The 22,945-nt window shown below is 71.5% G+C and carries 19 protein-coding genes; 16 read left to right on the forward strand and 3 right to left on the reverse strand.

The features are described from left to right. Positions 1-41: 41 nt before the first annotated feature. From glyA to ACUYMY_RS04295, 7 genes are read left to right on the forward strand one after another with little or no spacing between them, the layout of a single operon-like run. The gene (gene glyA / locus ACUYMY_RS04265) at positions 42-1,331 is read left to right on the forward strand and encodes a serine hydroxymethyltransferase (protein ID WP_481702382.1); all 1,290 of its coding nucleotides are present in this window, start codon (positions 42-44) and stop codon (positions 1,329-1,331) included. After that, positions 1,331-2,548 (forward strand): sarcosine oxidase subunit beta family protein, encoded by a 1,218-nt coding sequence (locus ACUYMY_RS04270; protein ID WP_481702383.1) that lies wholly within the window; start codon positions 1,331-1,333, stop codon positions 2,546-2,548. Before glyA ends, ACUYMY_RS04270 begins: the two co-directional genes overlap by 1 nt. A 19-nt stretch (positions 2,549-2,567) precedes the next feature. Continuing rightward, positions 2,568-2,882, forward strand: coding sequence for a sarcosine oxidase subunit delta (locus ACUYMY_RS04275; protein WP_481702384.1), 315 nt, complete (start codon positions 2,568-2,570; stop codon positions 2,880-2,882). A gap of 59 nt (positions 2,883-2,941) precedes the next feature. Beyond that, positions 2,942-5,848 carry a sarcosine oxidase subunit alpha family protein gene (locus ACUYMY_RS04280; protein WP_481704955.1) on the forward strand — a complete coding sequence of 969 codons (2,907 nt, stop codon included), beginning with the start codon at positions 2,942-2,944 and terminating at the stop codon, positions 5,846-5,848. Beyond that, positions 5,841-6,533 (forward strand): sarcosine oxidase subunit gamma, encoded by a 693-nt coding sequence (locus tag ACUYMY_RS04285; RefSeq protein ID WP_481702385.1) that lies wholly within the window; start codon positions 5,841-5,843, stop codon positions 6,531-6,533. The genes ACUYMY_RS04280 and ACUYMY_RS04285 overlap by 8 nt, the downstream gene beginning before the upstream one ends. Before the next feature lie 3 nt (positions 6,534-6,536). Next, complete coding sequence (purU, locus tag ACUYMY_RS04290) at positions 6,537-7,406, forward strand: formyltetrahydrofolate deformylase (RefSeq protein ID WP_481702386.1); 870 nt, start codon at positions 6,537-6,539, stop codon at positions 7,404-7,406. A 34-nt stretch (positions 7,407-7,440) separates the two neighbouring features. Next, positions 7,441-8,817 (forward strand): L-serine ammonia-lyase, encoded by a 1,377-nt coding sequence (locus ACUYMY_RS04295; protein ID WP_481702387.1) that lies wholly within the window; start codon positions 7,441-7,443, stop codon positions 8,815-8,817. 73 nt (positions 8,818-8,890) lie between these two features. On the opposite strand, the gene ACUYMY_RS04300 is transcribed toward ACUYMY_RS04295, so the two are convergent. Then, a complete protein-coding gene (locus ACUYMY_RS04300; RefSeq protein ID WP_481702388.1) occupies positions 8,891-10,321 on the reverse strand; it encodes a GntR family transcriptional regulator in 1,431 nt (476 codons plus the stop codon). 267 nt (positions 10,322-10,588) lie between these two features. Here ACUYMY_RS04300 and ACUYMY_RS04305 point away from each other — a divergent pair, with 267 nt between their 5' ends. Then, entirely contained in the window at positions 10,589-10,756 is a 168-nt protein-coding gene (locus tag ACUYMY_RS04305) for a hypothetical protein (protein WP_481702389.1), read from the forward strand. Between the two features lie 48 nt (positions 10,757-10,804). Here ACUYMY_RS04305 and ACUYMY_RS04310 read toward each other — a convergent pair whose 3' ends face one another. Next, positions 10,805-11,224 (reverse strand): Lrp/AsnC family transcriptional regulator, encoded by a 420-nt coding sequence (locus ACUYMY_RS04310; RefSeq protein ID WP_481702390.1) that lies wholly within the window; start codon positions 11,222-11,224, stop codon positions 10,805-10,807. 68 nt (positions 11,225-11,292) lie between these two features. Between ACUYMY_RS04310 and ACUYMY_RS04315 the strand changes: the two genes are divergently transcribed. The 4 genes from ACUYMY_RS04315 to ACUYMY_RS04330 all read left to right on the forward strand — a co-directional run bounded on the left by ACUYMY_RS04315 (position 11,293) and on the right by ACUYMY_RS04330 (position 17,367). Continuing rightward, the gene (locus ACUYMY_RS04315; protein WP_481702391.1) at positions 11,293-11,973 is read left to right on the forward strand and encodes a hypothetical protein; all 681 of its coding nucleotides are present in this window, start codon (positions 11,293-11,295) and stop codon (positions 11,971-11,973) included. 184 nt (positions 11,974-12,157) lie between these two features. Next, entirely contained in the window at positions 12,158-13,798 is a 1,641-nt protein-coding gene (locus ACUYMY_RS04320; RefSeq protein WP_481702392.1) for a GMC family oxidoreductase, read from the forward strand. A gap of 356 nt (positions 13,799-14,154) precedes the next feature. Next, complete coding sequence (locus tag ACUYMY_RS04325; RefSeq protein WP_481702393.1) at positions 14,155-15,765, forward strand: APC family permease; 1,611 nt, start codon at positions 14,155-14,157, stop codon at positions 15,763-15,765. A 63-nt stretch (positions 15,766-15,828) separates the two neighbouring features. Then, positions 15,829-17,367, forward strand: coding sequence for an aldehyde dehydrogenase family protein (locus ACUYMY_RS04330; protein WP_481702394.1), 1,539 nt, complete (start codon positions 15,829-15,831; stop codon positions 17,365-17,367). 46 nt (positions 17,368-17,413) lie between these two features. Here ACUYMY_RS04330 and ACUYMY_RS04335 read toward each other — a convergent pair whose 3' ends face one another. Continuing rightward, complete coding sequence (locus tag ACUYMY_RS04335; protein ID WP_481702395.1) at positions 17,414-18,772, reverse strand: FAD-binding oxidoreductase; 1,359 nt, start codon at positions 18,770-18,772, stop codon at positions 17,414-17,416. Between the two features lie 105 nt (positions 18,773-18,877). Here ACUYMY_RS04335 and ACUYMY_RS04340 point away from each other — a divergent pair, with 105 nt between their 5' ends. The 4 genes from ACUYMY_RS04340 (at position 18,878) to ACUYMY_RS04355 (ending at position 22,940) form a co-directional block, all read left to right on the forward strand. Beyond that, a complete protein-coding gene (locus ACUYMY_RS04340) occupies positions 18,878-20,185 on the forward strand; it encodes an MFS transporter (RefSeq protein ID WP_481702396.1) in 1,308 nt (435 codons plus the stop codon). Between the two features lie 204 nt (positions 20,186-20,389). Further along, positions 20,390-20,794 carry a tautomerase family protein gene (locus tag ACUYMY_RS04345; RefSeq protein WP_481702397.1) on the forward strand — a complete coding sequence of 135 codons (405 nt, stop codon included), beginning with the start codon at positions 20,390-20,392 and terminating at the stop codon, positions 20,792-20,794. A gap of 176 nt (positions 20,795-20,970) precedes the next feature. After that, positions 20,971-21,960 (forward strand): 5-dehydro-2-deoxygluconokinase, encoded by a 990-nt coding sequence (iolC, locus tag ACUYMY_RS04350; protein ID WP_481702398.1) that lies wholly within the window; start codon positions 20,971-20,973, stop codon positions 21,958-21,960. Further along, positions 21,957-22,940 carry a Cgl0159 family (beta/alpha)8-fold protein gene (locus ACUYMY_RS04355; protein ID WP_481702399.1) on the forward strand — a complete coding sequence of 328 codons (984 nt, stop codon included), beginning with the start codon at positions 21,957-21,959 and terminating at the stop codon, positions 22,938-22,940. The genes iolC and ACUYMY_RS04355 overlap by 4 nt, the downstream gene beginning before the upstream one ends. Positions 22,941-22,945 lie beyond the last annotated feature (5 nt).

Here is a 22,945-nt window from a genome sequence, read left to right on the forward strand (position 1 = left end):
TTAGTCAGATATCAAAGTGGAGTCAGACCCAGGAGGGCATCATGCAGAACCTTCTCGACCTGCCGCTCAGCCAGGCGGATCCCGAGATCGCCGCGGCCATTGCGCAGGAGCTCGGCCGCCAGCAGGGCACCCTCGAGATGATCGCGTCCGAGAACTTCGCCCCGACTGCCGTCATGGAGGCCCAGGGCTCGGTCCTGACCAACAAGTACGCCGAGGGCTACCCCGGCAAGCGCTACTACGGCGGCTGCGAGCACGTTGATGTGATCGAGCAGCTCGCCATCGACCGCGCGAAGTCCCTCTTCGGCGCCGGCTTCGCCAACGTCCAGCCGCACTCCGGTGCGCAGGCCAACGCCGCCGCGATGCACGCGCTCATCAAGCCCGGCGACACGATCATGGGCCTGGACCTCGCCCACGGCGGCCACCTCACCCATGGCATGAAGATCAACTTCTCCGGCCGGCTCTACAAGGTTGTCCCGTACCAGGTGAGCGAGAAGGACCACCGCATCGACATGGCCGAGGTCGAGCGCCTCGCCGTCGAGCACAAGCCGCAGCTCATGATCGCCGGCTGGTCCGCGTACTCGCGCCAGCTGGACTTCGCTGAGTTCCGCCGGATCGCGGACCTCGTGGGCGCGTACCTGCTCGTGGACATGAGCCACTTCGCGGGCCTCGTCGCCGCGGGCCTGCACCCGAACCCGGTCCCGCACGCCCACGTCACGACCACGACGACCCACAAGACACTCGGCGGCCCGCGCGGCGGCATCATCCTGACCGACGACGAGGCACTGGCCAAGAAGATCAACTCGGCCGTGTTCCCGGGCCAGCAGGGCGGCCCGCTCGAGCACGTCATCGCCGGCAAGGCCGTCGCCTTCAAGTTCGCCGCGACCGAGGAGTTCCGCGACCGCCAGCGCCGCACCCTCGACGGCGCGCGCATCATCGCCGAGCGCCTCCTGCAGGAGGACCTCACCCAGGCGGGCGTCGGCGTCGTCAACGGCGGCACCGACGTGCACCTCGTCCTCGTGGACCTGCGCCACTCGGACCTCGACGGGCAGCAGGGCGAGGACCGCCTGCACCGCATCGGCATCACCGTCAACCGCAACGCCGTCCCGTTCGACCCGCGCCCGCCGATGGTCTCCTCGGGCCTGCGCATCGGCACCCCGGCCCTCGCGACCCGCGGCTTCGGCGCCGCCGAGTTCACCGAGGTCGCCGAGATCATCGCCGCCGCGCTCAAGCCCGGCTTCGACGACGCGCTCGCCGCGGAGCTGCGCGCCCGCGTCGCCGTCCTCGCCGACAAGCACCCCCTCTACCCCACCCTCACGAACGGAGCCCAGTGATGGCGGACCTCCTGCCCGAACACCCGGACTTCCTCTGGCGCAATCCGGACCCGAAGCCCTCCTACGACGCAGTGATCGTCGGCGGCGGCGGGCACGGCCTCGCGACGGCCTACTACCTGGCCAAGCACCACGGGATGACCAACATCGCGATCCTCGAGCGCGGCTGGCTCGCGGGCGGGAACATGGCCCGCAACACGACGATCATCCGCTCGAACTACCTCTGGGACGAGTCGGCGGCGATCTACGAGCACTCGCTCAAGCTGTGGGAGGCCCTGCCCGAGGAGCTCGAGTACGACTTCCTGTTCAGCCAGCGCGGCGTCATGAACCTCGCGCACACTCTCCAGGACGTGCGCGAGTCCGTGCGCCGCGTGGGCGCGAACAAGCTCAACGGGGTCGACGCCGAGTGGCTCGAGCCGGAGCAGGTCAAGGAGCTCTGCCCGATCCTCAACACGTCGGATGACATCCGCTACCCGGTCCTCGGCGCGACGTACCAGCCGCGCGCGGGCATCGCGAAGCACGACCACGTCGCGTGGGCCTTCGCCCGCAAGGCGGACGAGCTCGGCGTCGACATCATCCAGAACTGCGAGGTCACGGGCTTCGTCAAGGACGGCAACCGCGTCGTCGGCGTCCAGACCTCCCGCGGCACGATCGCGACGCCGAAGGTGGCGCTGTGCGCGGCCGGGCACTCCTCGGTCCTGGCCAAGCTCGCCGGCTTCGACCTGCCGATCCAGTCCCACCCGCTCCAGGCGCTCGTCTCCGAGCTGCACGAGCCGGTCCACCCGACGGTCGTCATGTCGAACCACGTCCACGTGTACGTCTCCCAGGCGCACAAGGGCGAGCTCGTCATGGGCGCGGGCATCGACGCGTACAACGGCTACGGCCAGCGCGGCGCGTTCCACGTCATCGAGGAGCAGATGGCCGCCGCCGTCGAGCTCTTCCCGATCTTCGCCCGGGCGCACCTCCTGCGCACGTGGGGCGGCATCGTCGACGTCACGCTCGACGCGTCCCCGATCGTCGGCAAGGCGCCCGTCGAGGGCATGTACGTCAACTGCGGCTGGGGCACGGGCGGCTTCAAGGGCACCCCGGGCGCCGGCTGGACCATGGCGCACACGATCGCCCAGGACGAGCCGCACGCGCTCAACGCACCCTTTGCCCTCGAGCGCTTCGAGACCGGCGCGCTCATCGACGAGCACGGCGCCGCCGCCGTGGCCCACTAGCGAGAAGGGAGTACGCGACATGCTGCTCATCACCTGCCCGAACTGCGGGCCCCGCGACGAGACCGAGTTCCACTACGGCGGCCAGGCCCACGTGGCCTACCCCGAGAACCCGTCCGAGCTGAACGACGCGGAGTGGGCCAAGTACCTCTTCTACCGCGAGAACACCAAGGGCCTCTTCGCTGAGCGCTGGGTCCACACCGCCGGCTGCCGCAAGTGGTTCAACGCCCTGCGCGACACCGTCACCTACGAGTTCAAGAGCGTCTACACGGGCGCCGCCCCGGCAGCCCCGGCCGCCACGGCACCCGCGACCAGCACGAATGGAGGCCAGCAGTGAGCCCCGCCGAGTCCACCCAGGCGTTCCGCCTCTCCGCCGAGCAGGCGCCGGCCGCCCGCGTGCAGCGCGACGGCGTCGTCACCTTCACGGTCGACGGCACCGAGTACACCGGCTTCAAGGGCGACACCGTCGCCTCGGCCCTGCTCGCCCACGGCGTCATCGAGACGGCACCGTCCCTGTACCTGGGCCGCCCGCGCGGCATCCTCGCCGCGGGCGTCGAGGAGCCCAACGCGCTCCTGAAGGTCATCGACCGCGGCGCCGGCGGCGTCGACGAGTCGATGCTCCCCGCCTCGACCGTCGAGCTCGTCGACGGCCTGCGCGCCGAGTACCTCTCGGGCCTCGGCCAGCTGGACCCGCGCAAGGACGAGGCGGTGTACGACAAGAAGCACGTGCACACCGACGTCCTCGTGATCGGCGGGGGCCCCGCGGGCCTCTCCGCGGCCCGCCAGGCCGCGGCCTCGGGCGCCCGCGTCATCCTCATCGACGACCAGCCCGAGCTGGGCGGCTCGCTCCTGTCCGCCCCGGCGGAGACGGTCGACGGCGTACCCGCGCCCGAGTGGATCGCGGCGGCCGCCGCGGAGCTCGCGGCCGCGGACGAGGTCACGGTCCTGAGCCGCACGAACGCGTTCGGCTCGTACGATTCCAACTACGTCGTCGCGCTCGAGTCCCGGACCGACCACCTCGGCACCGAGAAGGCCCGCGAGCTCAACGCACAGGGCGTCTCCCGCCAGCGCCTGTGGCACATCCGCGCGCAGCAGGTCGTCCTCGCGACCGGCGCCCACGAGCGCCCGATCGTGTTCGCCGACAACGACCGCCCCGGCGTCATGCTCGCCTCCGCGGCGCGCACCTACCTCAACCGCTACGGCGTGCGCCCCGGCTCCTCCGCGGTCGTCTTCACGACCAACGACTCCGCCTACGCCACGGCCCTCGACCTCGCCGCCGCCGGCGTGGCCGTCCCGGCCGTCGTCGACGCCCGCGCCGAGAAGACCGCCGTGGCCCTCGCGGCCGAGGCCGCCGGGCTGCGAGTCATCTCGGGCTCCGCCGTGGTGGGCACCGAGGCGGGCGAGGGAACCGCCCGCCTGGGCGCCGTCGTCGTCCGCGGGCTCGACGCAGCCGGCAACCTGACCGGTGAGGCCGAGCGGATCGAGGCGGACCTCCTGGCCGTCTCGGGCGGCTGGAGCCCGGTCGTGCACCTGTTCAGCCAGCGCCAGGGCAAGCTGCGCTGGGACGAGGACCTCGCGGGCTTCGTGCCGGCGAGCACTGTCGCGGCCCAGCAGGTCGTCGGCTCGGCCCGCGGCTCGTACGCCCTGGGCGACTGCGTCGCCGAGGGCGCGCACGCCGGCGCCGTCGCGGCGTTCAACGCGGGCTTCGTGACCGAGGCCGGCGTCCACGCCTCGAGCCTGCCGACGAACCCCGCCACGGCCTCCGCGCCGACGCGCCAGGTCTGGCTCGTCCCGGGCGAGACCGGCGAGCCCGGGGAGTGGACCACCCACTTCGTCGACTTCCAGCGCGACCAGGCGGTGCACGACGTCCTGCGCGCGACCGGCGCGGGCATGCGCTCGGTCGAGCACGTCAAGCGCTACACCTCGATCTCGACCGCGAACGACCAGGGCAAGACCTCGGGCGTCAACGCGATCGGCGTCATCGCGGCCGCGCTCAAGGGCGAGGCGGGCGAGGCCCCGAGCATCGGCGGGATCGGCACGACGACGTTCCGCGCACCCTACGCGCCGATCGCCTTCGCCGCCGTCGCGGGCCGCAAGCGCGGTGACCTCTTCGACCCCGAGCGCATCACCTCGGCCCACCCGTGGCACGTCGCCAACGGCGCCGAGTTCGAGCTCGTGGGCCAGTGGCTGCGCCCCTGGTACTTCCCCCAGCCGGGCGAGTCGATGGACGACGCCGTGCTGCGCGAGTGCCGCGCGGTGCGCGAGTCCGTGGGCTTCATGGACGCCACGACCCTCGGCAAGATCGAGATCTGGGGCGCGGACGCGGGCGAGTTCCTCAACCGCATCTACACCAACGCGTTCAAGAAGCTCGCCCCCGGCATGGCCCGCTACGGCGTCATGTGCGGCCCGGACGGCATGATCTTCGACGACGGCGTGACCCTGCGCCTCGACGAGGACCGCTTCTTCATGACGACGACGACCGGCGGCGCCGCGAAGGTCCTCGACTGGCTCGAGGAGTGGCACCAGACCGAGTGGCCGGAGCTCGACGTGAACTTCACGTCCGTGACCGAGCAGTGGACCACCGTCGCCGTCGTCGGCCCGAAGTCCCGCGCGGTCATCTCCAAGCTGGCCCCGGAGCTCGACGTCGACAACGAGGCGTTCCCGTTCATGGCCTGGCGCGAGACGACCCTCGCCTCCGGCATCCCCGCCCGCGTGTGCCGCATCTCGTTCTCGGGCGAGCTCGCCTTCGAGATCAACGTGGCCACGTGGTACGGCCTGAAGGTCTGGGAGGACGTCGCCGAGGCCGGCGCCGAGTTCAACATCACCCCGTACGGCACCGAGACGATGCACGTGCTGCGCGCCGAGAAGGGCTACCCGATCGTCGGCCAGGACACCGACGGCACCGTGACCCCGCAGGACGCGGGCATGGAGTGGATCGTGTCCAAGGCCAAGGACTTCGTGGGCAAGCGCTCCTACTCCCGCGCCGACACCGCCCGCACGGACCGCAAGCACCTCGTGTCCCTGACCCCGGTCGACCCGTCCTTCCGCCTCCCGGAGGGCACCCAGGTCATCGAGCAGGGCATCTCCACGAGCCCCGCGTTCGGCCCCGTGCCGATGCAGGGCCACGTCACGTCGAGCTACCACTCGGCGGCGCTGGGGCGCTCCTTCGCCCTGGCCCTCATCAAGAACGGCCGCAACCGCATCGGCGAGACGCTCACCGCCGTCGCCGGGGACCGGCTCGTGGATGTCCTGGTCGGTGAGACCGTCCTCTTTGACCCCGAAGGGAAGCGCCGTGATGGCTGAGACGATTGCTGAACTGACTGAACCCAACGGAGGCACAGCGGCCTCGGCACTGCGCCGCAGCCCCGCCGCCCAGCTCGCCGAGGCGTTCGAGGCCGCGTCCGCGGCCACGGCCGCCGCCGGTGCCCAGCGCGCGGTGGCCGTGCGCGAGATCCCCTTCCTGGTCCAGCTCGGCCTCCGGGCCGTGCCCGGCTCCCAGGGCGCCGCGGCCGTCGAGGCCGCGCTCGGCGCGAAACTGCCCACGAGCCACGCCAGCACGACGGCGGGCGGCGGCTTCACGGTGCTGTGGATCGGCCCGGACGAGTTCCTGGCCGTCGGCGACGAGGGCCCGGAGAACTTCACGTCCGACCGAGGCCCGGCCGAGGCCGCCCGGGTGGGCCAGGCGCTCGGCGAGGCCGGCGCACGGACGCCGGGCGCCGTCGTCGACCTCTCCGCGAACCGCACCACGTTCGAGCTGACCGGCCCGGGCGCGCGGCTCGTCCTCGAGAAGGGCGTCTCGTTCGACCTGCACCCGCGGGCCTTCGCCGTGGGCCAGGCGATCGTGACCTCGCTCGACCACGTGCCGGTGCTCGTCTGGAAGACGGGCGAGGACACGTTCCGCGTCCTGCCGCGCGCCTCCTTCGCCGACCACGTGGGCCGCTGGCTCATCGACGCGATGCGCGAGTTTGCCGCTCCGGAGGTGCCGTAGGCCATGACCGGCGAGGCGCGTGAGTTCGTCCTGACGCTCGACTGCGCCGAGGGACCCGGGATCGTTTCGGCGGTCTCCGGGTTCCTCGCCGAGCGCGGGTGCGACATCGTGGACATCAAGCAGTTCGGCGACCGCCGCGGCGGGCACTTCTACATGCGCGTCCACTTCGAGACGCCTGAGTCGGGGGCTGCGGGCGACGGCGAGCGGCTCAGCGGCGAGTTCACGCCGGTCGCGGAGCGGTTCGGCATGGAGTGGAGGCTGCGGCCGGCGGGGGAGAAGACCCGCGTGCTGATCATGGTCTCCAAGTTCGGGCACTGCCTCAACGACCTGCTGTTCCGCGCCCGGATCGGGGAGCTCCCGGTCGAGGTCGTGGCCGTCGTGTCCAACCACGAGGACCACCGCGGGCTCGTCGAGTGGCACGGGATCCCGTTCCACCACATCCCCGTCACCGCCGAGACCAAGCCCGAGGCCGAGGCCAAGCTGCTCTCGCTCGTGGACGGGTACGGCGTCGAGCTCGTGGTCCTGGCCCGCTACATGCAGGTGCTCTCGGACGCCCTCGCGACGCGGATGGCGGGCAAGGTGATCAACATCCACCACTCGTTCCTGCCGTCCTTCAAGGGCGCCAAGCCGTACCACCAGGCGTGGGAGCGCGGCGTCAAGACGGTCGGGGCCACCGCCCACTACGTCAACGCGGAGCTCGACGAGGGGCCGATCATCGCCCAGCAGGTCATCGCGGTGGACCACACCCACTCGCCCGAGGACCTCGTGGCCGTGGGCCGCGACGCTGAGTGCAAGGCGCTCTCCGACGCGGTGCGCTGGCACTGCGAGGGGCGCGTGGTGCTCAACGGAAACCGGACGGTCGTCCTGCGGTGAGCCGAACCGGCAACACGAAGAGAGGAGCATTGTCGTGGCGCTGAGCGTGCTCGACATGTTCACCGTGGGCATCGGGCCCTCCTCCTCCCACACGGTGGGCCCGATGCGCGCGGCGCTCCTCTTCACCGACGGGATCCGCGAGGCCGGCCTGCTCGGCCGGACGGAGCGGGTCCAGGCGGAGCTGTTCGGGTCCCTCGGGGCCACCGGCCACGGCCACGGGTCCGACAAGGCCGTGATCCTCGGCCTCCAGGGCGAGAGCCCGGAGACCGTGGACACCGACACGGCGGACGCGCGCGTCGCGCAGGCCACCACTGACGGCAAGCTGCACCTCGCGGGGGAGCGGTACGTGTCCTTCACCCGGGACACGGACGTCGTCATGCACCGCCGCAAGAGCCTTCCCGCCCACCCCAATGGGATGGTGTTCCGCGCGTTCGACGGCGCCGGCCAGCTCCTGCGCGAGGCCACCTACTACTCGGTGGGCGGCGGCTTCGTCGTCGACGAGGCGGCCGCGGGGGCGGACAGGATCGTCGAGGACTCGACGCCCCTGCCGTACCCGTTCACGACCGGGGCGGAGCTCCTCGCGCACTGCCGCCGCGAGGGCCTGCGCATCAGCGACATCATGCTCGCCAACGAGCTGTCCTGGCGCAGCGAGGAGGAGCTCCGCGCGGAGCTGCTCCGCATCTGGGGCGTCATGAAGCAGTGCGTGCACAACGGGTGCACGCGCACCGAGAAGCTGCTCCCGGGCGGGCTCAGGGTCTCGCGCCGGGCGCCCAAGCTCCTGAGGGACCTCGAGGCGGAGGGCAACAGCACCGACCCGATCCGGGCCATGGACTGGGTCAACCTGTTCGCGCTCGCGGTCAACGAGGAGAACGCCTCGGGCGGGCGCATCGTGACCGCGCCCACCAACGGCGCGGCCGGCATCGTGCCCGCCGTGCTGCACTACTACGTGAAGTTCGTCCCCGGGGCCGATGACGACGCCGTGGTGCGCTTCCTGCTCACCGCTGCGGCGGTCGGCATCCTGTTCAAGATCAACGCCTCGATCTCCGGCGCCGAGGTCGGCTGCCAGGGCGAGGTGGGCTCGGCGTGCGCCATGGCCGCGGGCGGCCTCTGCGAGGTCCTCGGCGGGACCCCGGAGCAGGTCGAGAACGCCGCGGAGATCGGGATCGAGCACAACCTCGGCCTCACGTGCGATCCCGTGGGCGGGCTCGTGCAGATCCCGTGCATCGAGCGCAACGCCGTGGCCAGCAACAAGGCCATCAACGCCGCGCGCATGGCCCTGCGCGGCGACGGGACCCACAAGGTCTCGCTCGACAAGGCCATCAAGACCATGCGCGAGACCGGCGCCGACATGAAGGTCAAGTACAAGGAGACCTCGCGCGGCGGTCTCGCAGTGAACGTCATCGAGTGCTGAGGGCCTTCGGCTCTCGATGCCCGCAGGGGGCGCGTCGTGCGACGCGCCCCCTGTTGGGTTAACCTCTCGCGGGTCAGCGGGTCGGGGCGATGTGGAGGTGCCAGGGGACGGCGGGGAGGTCGAGGGTGTGTCCGCCGTTCGGTGGGGGGGTGAGGATCTCGCCGATGAGGCTGCCGGCGTTGGTGGCGATGACGATGCCGAGCTGGTCGACGATGCAGGAGCCTGGGGGGAGGGCGTCCAGGAGTGGTGCGAAGTCGGTCTGGAGGTGGCTGACGAGGACGTCGGCGGTGGCGGCGCCGGTCATCTTCCCGTCGCGCATGATGCGTTTGCTGAAGCTGATGATGTAGGCGTTGGAGCCGTTGGGGTCCACGTAGGCGTAGCTGCTCTGGACGGCGTGCTCGGTGCCCTCGCGGGGCCACCAGGGGGTGCTGGCGAAGTCGTAGAACTCCAGGTCCATCTCGAGCCGCTGGGGTGTGGTGCGGCCGGGCGGGATGTAGGACCAGATGGTCTCGGCCTGGCCGAAGTAGGCGGCCTCGGTGAAGAAGCCCAGGCCGTAGAGCATGGGGGAGGCCTGGGCGAGGGTGCGGTGGGCGATGTCGTAGACGCCGGTGAGGGCCTCGAGCGAGGCCCCGTCGGTGGAGGCGTCGAGGGCGGCGTGGACGGCGTCCTCGAGGACGTGGATCGACGCGGCGGCGGTGGCCTCGATCTTCTGGGCGAGGGCCTCGATCGCGGCGATCGCGTCGGCCTGCCCGCTGGCCTTGGGCGGGGCCCCGGGCGCGGCGGTGTCCATGGACACGCGCAGGTCGATGAGGCCGTTCATCTCGCGGCGGATGTGGTCCTCGGCCCGGGCGCGGGCCTCTCCTGTGTCGCCGGCGCGGATGGCCTCGACGATCGCGGCGTGCTCCTGGGCGGCCAGGCGGGCGTCGCCGGCGGGGCTGGTCCAGATCAGGGGCCCGACCTCGGCCTGCAGGGCCATGTCCTGCCGGGTGAGCCGGACCGAGCGCGAGGCGGCGGAGAGCTCGGTGTGGAACTTGCTGTCCGCGCGGGCCCGGTCCACGGGCTCGCCGGCCAGGCCGACCATCGCGGCGAGGGAGGCGAGGCGGCTGAGGGAGATCTGCTGGGACCTTCCGGCCGCGGCGGCGGCCGCGGAGCCGGCCAGGACGGCGCGGTACTCGCGGATGTCGCGCAGGTCCTCGAGCGAGTACGCGGCCAGGGTCTCCCGCCGGGCGCGGGCGATGTCCCCGGTGTTGGCCCGGACGAAGCTGCCGCCGCCGCGCCCGCGCCGGGTCTCGACGAGGCCCAGATGGCGCAGCTCGGCCAGGGCCGAGCGCAGGGTCTGGGTCGAGATGCCCATCATCGCGGCGAGGTCGTTCTCGCTCGGCAGCTGCGTGCCGTCCTCGAGGAGCCCCAGCTCGATGGCCTGGCGGAGCCGGCGGCCGGTCTCCTCCCCGCGCACCGCGTTCTCCAGGGGTGCGAAGGCGAGTTGTTCCCTCCAGCTGCTCATGTGCCCGTCCTCCCTTGCGTGTGATCTACCTCATGGTAAACCCTTGACATGTGAACTCACAGGTTTAGAGTTAAAGCGACAGCGGGACGGGATGCAGACCCCGGACCGACCGCCACAGAGCTAGACCGAGGAGGCGGGGGCCATGGTGGATGTCGATGACGTCGTCCAGATGTGGAACCGTTCCGGACACCGGACGCCGAATGACCGCCTGGGCCACCACGCCCAGGCGCCGACCGCGGATCGTCCCGCGGGCGTAGGGGGCCTGCTGTGAAGCGGCGCATCCCCCGGACCCCGGGTAGCCTCCCCGCCCCCGTCTCACCGCGGCCGGGCGCCACCGACTCGACGCCCCTCCCCGGGCAGGCCCACGACGTGGACGCCCACTCGCGGCTCGTCCGCCAGCTTGACGTCGCGATCATCCTGACCGACCTCCTCTGAGTCTCTGGGCCACCGCGGGCGCCCGGCCACTGCGGAACGGACTGCATCTCAGCGCAGCGCAATCCGCGTCTGGGTCTGGGCCGCGCCTGCGTCCCGTTTGAGGGTCCGCAGGAGCGCATCCAGTGCAGGGACGTCGCGGACCCGGACGTGGAGGTAGTAGTCGTAGGGGCCCGTGACATGGGCGGCGTCCACGACCTCCGCCCTCGTCCGCGCCCACACGAGGAACCCCTCGGAGTCGCGTTCCGGCTGCAGCCGGACATCGACGAAGGCCTCGATCCCGGCGTGGGGCACGGGCTCGTGGACGGCGAGGACGGCGCGGTACCCGACGATGACCCCGTCCCGCTCGAGCCTGCGGACGCGGGCCGCCGCCGCGTTGGTGCTCAGGCCGACCTGCCGGCCGATCTCGCTGAACGATGCCCTGCCGTCCGCCACGAGGATGTCCGTGATCCGACGATCGATGGCATCCATGCCATGAATCTACTCGCGGGACGGCGGAATTCTCAGTGCCCGCAGCGCGGCGGGCGCACACTGGCGGCATGAACCCCGGCATGGCACTCGCGGGCGGCCTCGTGGCCGGACTCGCGGTCGCCGTGCCCCTCGGCGCCGTCGGCGTGCTCCTCATCCGCGAGGGCCTCGAGCGGGGCCTGCGTGGGGGCCTCCCCGCGGCCGCCGCCGTCGCCGCTGTCGACCTCCTCTACGCCGCCGCCGCGGTTGCCCTGGGCGCTGTGGCGGCGCCGCTCGTCGCGCGCTGGGATCCCTGGCCGGCCATTGCCGGGGGAGCGGCGCTCCTCGCCGTCGCGGCCGCGGGACTGGCCCGCGGCCTCAGGCGCGGGTCCGCGCCCGCCCGGCCCGTCGGCGTCGTGCGCGGCGGGCTGCCCGGCCGGCGGGCCGGCATCGTGCGCGACGTCGTGCCCGCGGGGCGGGGGCTGCGGCGATTCGGGATGTTCTTCGGGCTGACATTGGTCAATCCCGCGACTCTCGTGTACTTCGCGGCCATCGCCGCAGGCCTCCCGCAGTTGTCCGCGGACGGCGCGGCGGCGATCGCCTTTCTGGCCGGCGTCGGGGGAGCGTCCTTCACCTGGCAGGCCCTCCTCGTCTCGGGCGGCGGGTTCCTCCGCGACCGGGGCGGACCCGGCCTGCGCCGGTGGAGCGGGCTCGCCGGCAGCGTGGCGGTCGGGGCCTTCGGCCTGCTCCTGATCGCCGGCGCGATGCTCTGAAGTGTGTCATTTTTCCTGAACATGTGTCCAGTCCTTGACTTCGCTCTGTGACCTAGGCAACTGTTGTTCATGTTGAATCGAGTTGCGAGCTACGCAATTTCCCCGATTTCTTGCCTCATTGCCCGGGCCAACGCCAGCGGCGCAGGTGACCGGCTGGACCATTGACCACAGCAAGGAGAACTAGATGCACATCGACAATGTTGAAAACCTCGAGGACCGGGAGTTCGACTACATCGTCATCGGTGGCGGATCCGCCGGCGCCGCAGTCGCCGCGAGGCTGAGCGAGAACCCGGACGTGTCCGTTGCGCTCGTGGAGGCCGGGCCGGACGACCGCGGCATCCCCGAGATCCTGCAGCTCGACCGCTGGATGGAGCTGCTCGAATCGGGCTACGACTGGGACTACCCGATCGAGCCCCAGGAGAACGGGAACTCCTTCATGCGGCACGCCCGCGCGAAGGTCATGGGCGGCTGTTCGAGCCACAACTCCTGCATCGCCTTCTGGGCCCCGCGGGAGGACCTGGATGAGTGGGAGTCCAAGTACGGCGCCACCGGCTGGAACGCCGCGGCCGCCTGGCCGCTGTACCAGCGGCTGGAGACCAATGAGGACGCCGGCCCGGACGCGCCGCACCACGGCGACTCGGGCCCCGTGCACCTCATGAACGTGCCCCCGGCGGACCCGGCCGGCGTCGCGCTCCTCGACGCGTGCGAACAGGCTGGAATTCCGCGTGCGAAGTTCAATACCGGCACCACCGTGATCAACGGCGCCAATTTCTTCCAGATCAACCGCCGCGCGGACGGCACGCGTTCCTCGAGCTCGGTCTCCTACATCCACCCGATCATCGAGCGTGAGAATTTCACCCTGCTGACCGGCCTGCGCGCCCGCCAGCTGGTGTTCGACGCGGACAAGCGGTGCACCGGCGTCGACGTCGTGGACTCGGCGTTCGGCCGGACGCATCGGCTCTCCGCGCGCTGCGAGGTGGTGCTCTCTGCGGGCGCCATCGACTCGCCCAAGCTGCTCATGCTCTCGGGCATCGGTCCCGCCGCCCATCTGGCCGAGCACGGCATCCAGGTCGTGGTGGACTCTCCGGGCGTCGGCGAGAACCTGCAGGACCACCCCGAGGGCGTCGTGCAGTTCGAAGCGAAGCAGCCGATGGTGCAGACGTCGACGCAGTGGTGGGAGATCGGGATCTTCACGCCCACCGAGGAGGGCCTGGACCGCCCGGACCTCATGATGCACTACGGCTCGGTCCCTTTCGACATGAACACCCTGCGGCACGGCTATCCCACCACGGAGAACGGCTTCAGCCTCACCCCGAACGTCACGCACGCCCGCTCCCGCGGCACGGTCCGGCTCCGCAGCCGCGACTTCCGCGACAAGCCCGCGGTCGACCCGCGCTACTTCACCGATCCGGAGGGCCACGACATGCGCGTCATGGTCGCCGGCATCCGCAAGGCACGCGAGATCGCCGCCCAGCCGGCCATGGCCGAATGGACCGGCCGGGAGCTCTCGCCCGGCGTCGAGGCCCAGACCGACGAGGAGCTGCAGGACTACATCCGCAAGACGCACAACACCGTGTACCACCCCGTCGGCACCGTGCGCATGGGATCGGCCGACGACGTCATGTCGCCGCTGGACCCCGAGCTGCGGGTCAAGGGCGTCACGGGCCTGCGCGTCGCGGACGCCTCCGTCATGCCGGAGCACGTCACGGTGAACCCCAACATCACCGTCATGATGATCGGCGAACGCTGCGCAGACCTCATCCGCGCGAGCCGGAGCGGCGAGGCCGCGACGGCGGAGGCGGAAGTCGCTGGGGCACTCGCCTGACGGGCGGCGCACGCGGCTTCCATCTTGAACGCATGTTCAAGATCAACTAGCCTTGAGCGTATGACCTACGCCACACGCCGTGGAGTCCGGCGGCGGGCGTCCATATTTTTTCAATCCATATCCGCACTCGTTGGCTATGCTCCCAGGGATCTTTCACCGGGAACGGGGCGGACAGAACACGCCAGTCATCAGCAAATGGGGGGAGACGGCCGGGCGCTGCGGCGCGGGGCCCGGCCGTCGAATTCACCTGTGTGAATGAATCCGCGACCAATGGCGGCCGCGGATCATCACCGTCGTGCTTTTCTGACTTAGGAGTTCAGATGTCGGAACCCAGCAAGAGTACTGATTCAAGCGGCATGGAAGAATTCGGCTACACCCAGACGTTGGATCGAAGCATCGGCAAATTCGCCAGCTTCGCCGCGGGTGTCAGCTACATCTCCATCCTCACCGGTGTTTTTCAATTGTTCTACTTTGGTTTCTCCATGGCCGGCCCGGCGTATGCCTGGTCCTGGCCCATGGTCTTCGTCGGCCAGCTGATGGTGGCGCTGTGCTTTGCCGAACTGGCAGGCCGCTACCCCGTGGCCGGCTCGGTCTACAACTGGGCCAAGCGGCTCGCCTCTGGGACCTCGGCCTGGCTTGCCGGCTGGCTCCTGCTGCTGTCCTCCATCATGGCGCTGGGATCCGTGGCGCTCGCGCTGCAGATCACCCTGCCGCAGCTCTGGTCGGGCTTCCAGCTGATCGGCGACGGGACCGGACAGTACGACTTCGCGCTCAACGGCGTCCTGCTGGCGACGATCATGATCACCATCTCCACGCTCATCAACGCGTTCGGCGTGAAGCTCATGACCCTGATCAACAGCATCGGCGTCTTCGTGGAGCTGATCGCGGCCGTGCTGCTGATCCTCGCGCTGGGCTGGCACATCGTCCGCGGCCCTGAGGTCTTCTTCGACACCGCCGGCTTCGGCGAAGGCCAGGACCTCGGCTTCTTCGGCGTCTTCCTCATCGGCGCGATGGCCTCCGGTTACGTCATGTACGGGTTCGACACCGCCAGCTCCCTCGGCGAGGAAACAAAGGATCCCAAGCGCACCGCGCCGAAGGCCATCCTGCGGGCCGTGACGGCGTCCTTCCTGCTGGGCGGGCTGCTCCTGTTCTTCGGCATCATGGCAGCGCCGGACCTGGGCGACGCCAAGCTGGGATCCGCCGACGGCGGTCTGCAGCACATCGTGCTCTCGGTCCTCGGCGGACCCTTCGGCAAGGCCTTCCTCGTGTGCATCGTGGTGGCCGTGGTGGTCTGCACGCTGGCCGTCCACGCCGCAGCGATCCGCATGATGTTCGCCATGGCCCGGGACAACAACCTGCCGTTCAGCCGGCAGCTGAGCAAGGTCGACCCTGTCCGCAGGACCCCCACCGTCGCGGCCATCGTGATCGGCGTCCTGGCCGTCATCCCGCTGCTGGTCAACGTCATGCAGCCGGCGATCTTCACGATCCTGTCCAGCATCAGCATCGTCCTGATCTACCTGTCCTACCTGCTGGTCACCGTTCCGCTGCTGCGCAAGCGTCTCGCCAGGAAGTGGCCGCTGCTCGATGACCGGTCGGAGGCTGGATTCAGCATGGGGAAGTGGGGACTGCCCGTGAACATCCTCGCGGTCCTCTGGGGCGGCGCCATGACGGTGAACCTCATCTGGCCGCGCCAGGAGATCTACAACTCGGTCCCGCCGTTTGAGTGGTACCTGCAGTGGGGCGGGGTCATCTTCGTCGCCACGGTCACCGTCGGAGGGGCCCTGCTCTACCGCTTCAAGATCAGGCACCAGACCGGCGTCCTCGCCGAGCACGCGGCCGCGGCCCCGGCGGCTCCGTCAGCTGGCGTCGCATCGTCGGCTGCCGATGCCGATGCCGCGGCCGACCTTGCCGGCCCGATCCCCGACGAGCTTGCAGTCAATGGCGCCGGGTCGAGCCGTGCATCGTAGCCTGCGCTCTCAGACGGACAGCCCCGCCCCACACGCCTCTACCAACCCGATGAAGGAGACACGATGACCGCGACTGTCCAGGACAGCGCTCAGGACGCCCGCCAGCAGACGATCAAGGGCCTGTACATCGACGGCGCGTGGCAGGAGTCGGCCGACGGCGGGACCAGCACCGTCCGCTGCCCCGCGGACGGGAGCGAGGTCGCCGTCGTCGTCTCCGCCACCGCGCCCGACGCCGAGCGCGCCATCGCGAGCGCCCGCGCCTCGTTCGACGGCGGGCCGTGGCGGCGGCTGACCGACCTCGAGCGCGGGGCCGTCCTCCTCAAGGTGGCGGACCTGCTCGAGCGGGACAAGGCTGCCTATGCCCGGGCCGAGGCGCTCGACACGGGCAAGCGGCTCGTGGAGGCCGAGTACGACATCGACGACATCGCCGCGTGCTTTCGGTACTTCGGCAAGGTCGCCGGCCTCGAGGCGGGGCGCGTCATCGACACGGGCCGCGCCAACGCCGTGAGCCGGGTCGTCTACGAGCCGCTGGGCGTGTGCGCGCTCATCGCGCCGTGGAACTACCCGCTCCTGCAGGCCGCCTGGAAGGTCGCGCCCGCGCTCGCGGCGGGGAACTCGTTCATCCTCAAGCCGAGCGAGCTCACGCCGTCGACCTCGATCCTGCTCATGGAGACCCTCGCCGAGGCCGGCGTCCCGGCCGGCGTCGCGAACCTCGTGACCGGCACCGGGCGGACGGTGGGCGGCCCGCTCAGCTCCGACCCGCGCGTCGACCTCGTCTCGCTCACGGGCGGGCTCTCCACGGGGCAGGCGATCATGGCCGCGGCGGCCCCGACGGTGAAGCGGGTGGCCTTCGAGCTCGGCGGGAAGAACCCCAACGTCGTCTTCGCCGACGCCGACTGGGACGCCGCCGTCGACAACGCGCTCACCGCAGTGTTCCTGCACTCGGGCCAGGTCTGCTCCGCGGGGGCGCGCCTCGTGGTCGAGGAGTCGATCGCGGAGCGCTTCGTCGCTGAGATCGTCGAGCGGGCCCAGAAGATCCGCATGGGCGGGCCCTTCGACCCGGCCGCCGAGACCGGGCCGCTCATCTCCGCCCACCACCGGGACCAGGTGCACGCCTACGTCCAGGCCGGCATCGCGGAGGGGGCGGAGCTGCTCTGCGGCGGCTACATCCCCGACGAGGGCGCGCTCGCGGACGGGTTCTTCTACCCGCCGACCGTGCTCGGCAACTGCCGCTCCGGCATGACCGTGCTCCGGGAGGAGTCGTTCGGGCCGGTCCTGACGGTCGAGACGTTCCGCGACGAGGCCGAGGCGATCGCGATCGCGAACGACACCGAGTACGGGCTTGCGGGGGCCGTGTGGACCTCCGACGCCTCGCGGGCCCAGCGCGTGGCCGGGGCGCTGCGGCACGGCACGGTCTGGATCAACGACTACCACCCCTATGTGCCGCAGGCCGAGTGGGGCGGCTTCGGCAAATCCGGGGTGGGCCGCGAGCTGGGCCGCTCGGGCCTCGACGAGTACCGCGAGGCCAAGCACATCTGGCAGAACATCGCCCCCGCGCCGAGCGGCTGGTTCGGCGGGGAGCCGGCGGCCCCGGGGGCGTAAGGGACCGGGGCGCGGGGCCGGCTGGGCAGAGCCGGCCCCGCGCCCCTCAGATCGCCTTGCCGGGATTGAGGATGCCGGCGGGGTCGAAGGCTTGCCGGATGGAGCGCTGGAGGGTCAGCGAGAGCTCGCCGAGCTCCTCGCCGACCCACTCGCGCTTGAGCAGCCCGACTCCGTGCTCGCCCGTGAGCGTGCCGCCGAGCCGCCGCGCGAGGTGGAACATCTCCCCGAGCGCGGCCTTGGCCGGACCCTCGGTGATGGACTCGTCCCGCCCCACGACGATCATCGGGTGCAGGTTCCCGTCCGCGGCGTGCGCGATGCAGAAGATCCGGACGCCCGTGCGGGCCGCGATCTCCTCGAGCCCCGTGAACGCCTCGGCGAGCCGGTTCCGGGGCACGGCGATGTCCCCGATCGAGACGCGGCCGAGCCGCTCGAGCGAGGGGATCGCGTCGCGTCGGGCGGTGACGAGGGCCGCGGCCTCCTCGGCATCGGCGGCCCGGCGCACGAGGGTGGCGAACGGCGCGACCGCGGCCTCGACGGCGTCGAGCTCGAGGTGCGCGCCGAACCCGTCGGTCTGGGCGAGCAGGAATGCCCCGCCGAGCTCGCGGTGCCGCGTCCCGGTGGCGCGGTCCACGGCGTCGAGCGTCCCGGCGTCCATGAGCTCGAGGATCGACGGCTGGATCCTCGCCGCCGTGATCGCCGACGCCGCGCGGCCGGCGGCCTCGACCTCGTCGAAGTAGGCCGCGAGCGTCTCGGTGCGGACCGGCCGAGGGCGCAGCCGCAGCGTCGCCTCGACGACGATCCCGAGGGTGCCCTCGCTGCCGATCATCAGCGCGTTGAGGTCGTAGCCGGTCACGCCCTTGATCGTCGCGCGGCCCGTGCGCAGGAGCCGGCCGTCCGCGAGCACGACGGCGAGCCCCAGCACCGACTCGCGCGTCACCCCGTACTTCGCACACCACATGCCGCCCGCATTCGTGGCGATGTTCCCGCCGATCGAGCAGATCGCCGTGCTCGCCGGGTCCGGCGCGTAGAACAGGCCGTGCTCGGCGGCGGCGGCGTTCACCGTGGCGTTGAGGACGCCCGGCTCGACCACGGCAGTCATCTCGACCGGGTCGATCGCGAGGATCCGGTCCATGCCCGAGACATCCACGACCACCTGGCCCGCGTGCGCGCTCGAGCCGCCCGCGAGGCCCGTGCCCGTGCCGCGCGGCACGACCGGGATGCCGTGCTCGTGCGCGAGGCGGAGGGCGAGGGCCACGTCGTCGGCCGTCTCGCAGCGCACGACGACGTCGGGCGGGTGCGGGGGCTCGTAGCCCGAGCGGTCGGTCGCCGCCGCGGCCCGCGCGGCGGGGTCCGCGGTCGCGCGCGGGTGGGCGGCGAAGACGGCTGTCGGGCTGGCTCCGGGCATGGACACTCCTTCGTTGGCCCTCGGGACACGGCCTGAGGGCACCCTACCCCTGTGAGAGGGTGGGAAGGCTCCCACAACGTCCGCCCGCGCTCTGGAAGGATTCCTGTGCCCCGACGGATCAGCCGCGCCCGGACCAGCCGCGCCCCGATCAGCCGCGCAGCTGCGCTTGCGCTCATCGCCGTCGGACTCCTGTCCCTCAACGCGCGCGCCCCGCTCGTGGGGCTCGGGCCCGTCCTCGGGGAGATCCAGGCGGACACGGGACTCGGCGCCGCCGTCGTGGGCCTGCTCACCGCGATCCCCGTGCTGTGCTTCGGGCTCGTCACCCCCGCGGCCTCGTGGTTCATCGGACGGGTCGGCGTCAACCACGCGGTCCTCTACTTCTTCGCGGGGCTCGCGGCCGGGATCGCGGTGCGCTCGTTCGGCGGCGCGGCCGGCGCGCTCGCCGGCACGGTCCTGCTCGGGGTCGCCATGACGATCGTGAACGTCGCGACGCCCGTGCTCGTGGGCCGGGACTTCCCGCACCGCGCCGCCCTCATGACCGGGATCACGACGGCGGCCGTCAACGTGGGCACGACCCTCGCCTCCGCGCTCACGGCGCCGCTCGCGGGGGCCGTCGGCTGGGACTGGTCGCTCGTGTCCTGGCTCGGGATCACGGCGGTCGCGGCCGGAATGTGGCTCTTCGTCTTCCCGCCCGCCGCGGACGGCCCGCGCTGGGCCGACGCGCGCTTCGGGGGCCTCCCGCGCGGGGCAGCGGCGGCCGTCGCCCGCCGTCGTGCGCAGGCCCGCGCCGCCCAGGCTCAGCCGGGCACCGAGACCGGCCAGCTGCCGGCCGTGCCCGCCTCTAGGCTCAGCCCCGCCAACCGGCGCATGATGTGGCTCTTCACGGTCACGTTCGCGCTGCACAACCTCGGGTACTACGCCGTCACGCTCTGGTTCCCCACCTTCCTCGTGCAGACCCGCGGCATGAGCCCCTCCGAGGCGGGCTTCGCCGCGAGCCTCTTCCAGGTCCTCGCGATCGCCGGGCCGCTGCTCGTCCCGGCGCTCGCGCACGCCTTCGCGTGGGGGCCGGGGCGGCTCTTCGCGCTCGTCGCGCTGTGCTGGGTCGCGCTGCCGGCCGGGCTCCTCGCGGCGCCCGAGGCGTGGCCACTGTGGGCTGTGCTGGGCGGCATCGCGCAGGGTGGGACGTTCACCGTGCTCTTCACGGTCGTGATCCAGCGGGCGCGCAGCCTCAACGAGAACCGGCGCATGACGGCGGTCATCCAGTCGGTCGGGTACGCCGTCGCCTCGACCGGGCCGATCATCGTGGGCGGGCTCCGCGAGGCCGCCGGCGGCTGGACCGCGCCGCTCGCGGCCATCCTCGCGGCGGTCGTCGTCATGACGGCCGCGGGGCTCCTCGCCATCCGGACCCGCTAGCCCCGCTCCGCCGAAATGGGGGTGTAGGACGCCGAGGTGGGGGTGTGCGATGCCGAGGTGGGGGCCTGTGACGCCGAGATGGGGGCCTGTGCGCCCACGCTTCGCCTGAGAACTTCCTGGCTTTGTTAGGACAATGCTTGCGACGCAAGCCGCTTCGGCATATTGTCTTTATGTCAGGACAAATTCTCCAAAGGAGCTCTCCGCATGCCTCTCGTCCGCATCGACGTCAACGCCGGCCGCAGCCCCGAGCAGCTCTCCCGGCTCAGCCGCGCGATCCACGACGCGATCCTCGCCGAGTACCGGATCCCCGAGCGGGACTACTTCCACATCGTCACCGAGCACACGCCCGGGCAGATCGTGGCGCAGGACGCCGGGCTCGGCTTCGAGCGTTCCGGGGGCGTCGTCATGATCCAGATCTTCACGCAGGGCGGCCGCAGCCAGGAGGCGAAGGAGTCGCTCTTCGCCGCCATCTCAAGCAACCTGGCCGACGCGGGGGTTCCTGGCGAGGACGTGTTCATCGGCTACGTCGAGAACGGCGCCGGCGATTGGTCCTTCGGCTTTGGCCGCGCGCAGTACATGACCGGCGAGCTCGCCGTCCCCGCGCGCTGACAAGCCTGTCGACGAGAGGGGAGGGGGAACCGCCCCGCGCCGTCATCCGCGATGGCAGCATGTAAGTACAAACTTTTGACAGGACATTGATTCTGTAGCAGAGTGGACCTGTGGCCGCGGCCACAGGCAGCGAAGCCGGCCCGCACCGCGGGCTTTCGAGGAAAGGCACCGCACCCGTGACCTACGACGTTCTCACGATGGGGCGCATCAGCGTCGACATCTACCCCAACGACATCGGCGTCGGCCTGGCGGACGTGACGAGCTTCGGCAAGTACCTCGGCGGCTCACCGTCGAACGTCGCCGTCGCCGCCTCGCGCCACGGGCGCCGCACCGCCGTCGTGACCCGCACGGGCGACGACCCCTTCGGCGAGTACCTCCACCGCGAGCTGGCCAAGTTCGGCGTCGACGACCGCTACGTCCGCCCCATCGGTGGCCTGCAGACCCCCGCGACGTTCTGCGCGATCCTGCCCGAGCAGCACGACTTCCCGCTGTACTTCTACGGCCGCTTCCCGACCGCCCCGGACCTGCAGATCAGGGCAGAGGAGCTCGACCTCGAGGCGATCAGGGACGCCCGCATCTTCTGGTCCACGGTCACCGGCCTGTGCCAGGAGCCGAGCCGCTCGGCCCACATCGCCGCCCACGAGGCCCGCCCCCGCGCCGGCCTCGCAGCGGGCCGGTTCACGGTCCTCGACCTCGACTACCGCCCCATGTTCTGGGACACCGAGGAGGCCGCCCGCGAGCAGGTCGCCAAGGTCCTGCCGCACGTGAGCGTCGCGATCGGCAACGAGCAGGAGTGCGCGGTCGCCGTCGGCCACGGCACCCCCGACGAGCAGGCGGACCGCCTCCTCGCCGCCGGCGTCGGGATCGCCGTCGTCAAGCTCGGGCCGGAGGGCGTCATGGCCAAGACCCGCACCGAGCGCGTCGTCTCCGCCCCGGTCCCGGTCGAGACCCTCAACGGCCTCGGCGCGGGCGACTCCTTCGGCGGTGCGTTCTGCCACGGCCTGCTCGCGGGCTGGCCGCTCGCGCAGGTCCTCGACTACGCCAACGCCGCGGGCGCGATCGTCGCCTCGCGCCTCTCGTGCGCGGACGCGATGCCGACGCCGGACGAGGTCACCTCGCTCCTGGCCGAACGCGGCCGGCTCGTCCCCGAGGCGGTGGCCCAGTGAGCGCCCCCGTCGCGCAGGCGGTCGCGCTCGCCAACGCGCACGACGACGATCCCCGCCGCTACGAGCACCTCACCAAGATCCGGCTCGAGGACCCGCAGGCGATCGCCCGGGCCGCGAAGGCCCGCCGCCGCCACCCCGGGGCGGTGCTGGGGAAGCAGAACTTCATCGTCGCCGCCGACCACCCAGCCCGCGGCGCCCTCTCGGCGCAGGGCCGCCCGGCGGCCATGGCCGACCGGCGCGAGCTGCTCGACCGGCTCCGGATCGCCCTCGCGAATCCCGCCGTCGACGGCGTCCTCGCGAGCCCCGACATCATGGACGACCTGCTCCTGCTCGGCGCGCTCGAGGGCAAGCTTGTCTTCGGCTCGATGAACCGCGGCGGCCTCGCCGGGTACGTCAGCGAGTTCGACGACCGCTTCACGGGCCACACCGCCCAGGCCCTCGCCGACCTCGGCGCCGACGGCGGCAAGATGCTCACGCGGATCGCCCTCGGCGACCCGGCCACGGCCCCCTTCCTCGAGGCCACCGCCAAGGCGATCGACTCGCTCGCCGAGCGCGGCCTTATCGCCATGGTCGAGCCGTTCCTCTCCGCCTGGGTCGACGGCAAGGTCAAGAACGACCTCTCGACCGACGCGGTGATCAAGTCGATCGCGATCGCCGAGGGCCTCGGCTCCACGAGCGCCTACACGTGGATGAAGCTGCCCGTGGTCGAGGACATGGAGCGCGTCATGGCCGCCACGACCATGCCGACCGTGCTGCTCGGCGGGGACCCGGCCGGCCACCAGGACGAGGTCTTCGCCTCGTGGGGCCGCGCCCTCGCCCTCCCCGGCGTGCAGGGCCTCACCGTGGGCCGCACGCTCCTGTACCCGGCCGACGGCGACGTGGCCGGCGCCGTCGCGGCGGCCGCCTCGCTGCTCAACACCGAAGAGATCACCCCGGCACCCGCGGGCGCCGGAACGTCCGGCAAGGAGGCCGCGCAGTGACCACG

It is taken from the genome of Sinomonas sp. T428B (genome assembly GCF_056780155.1).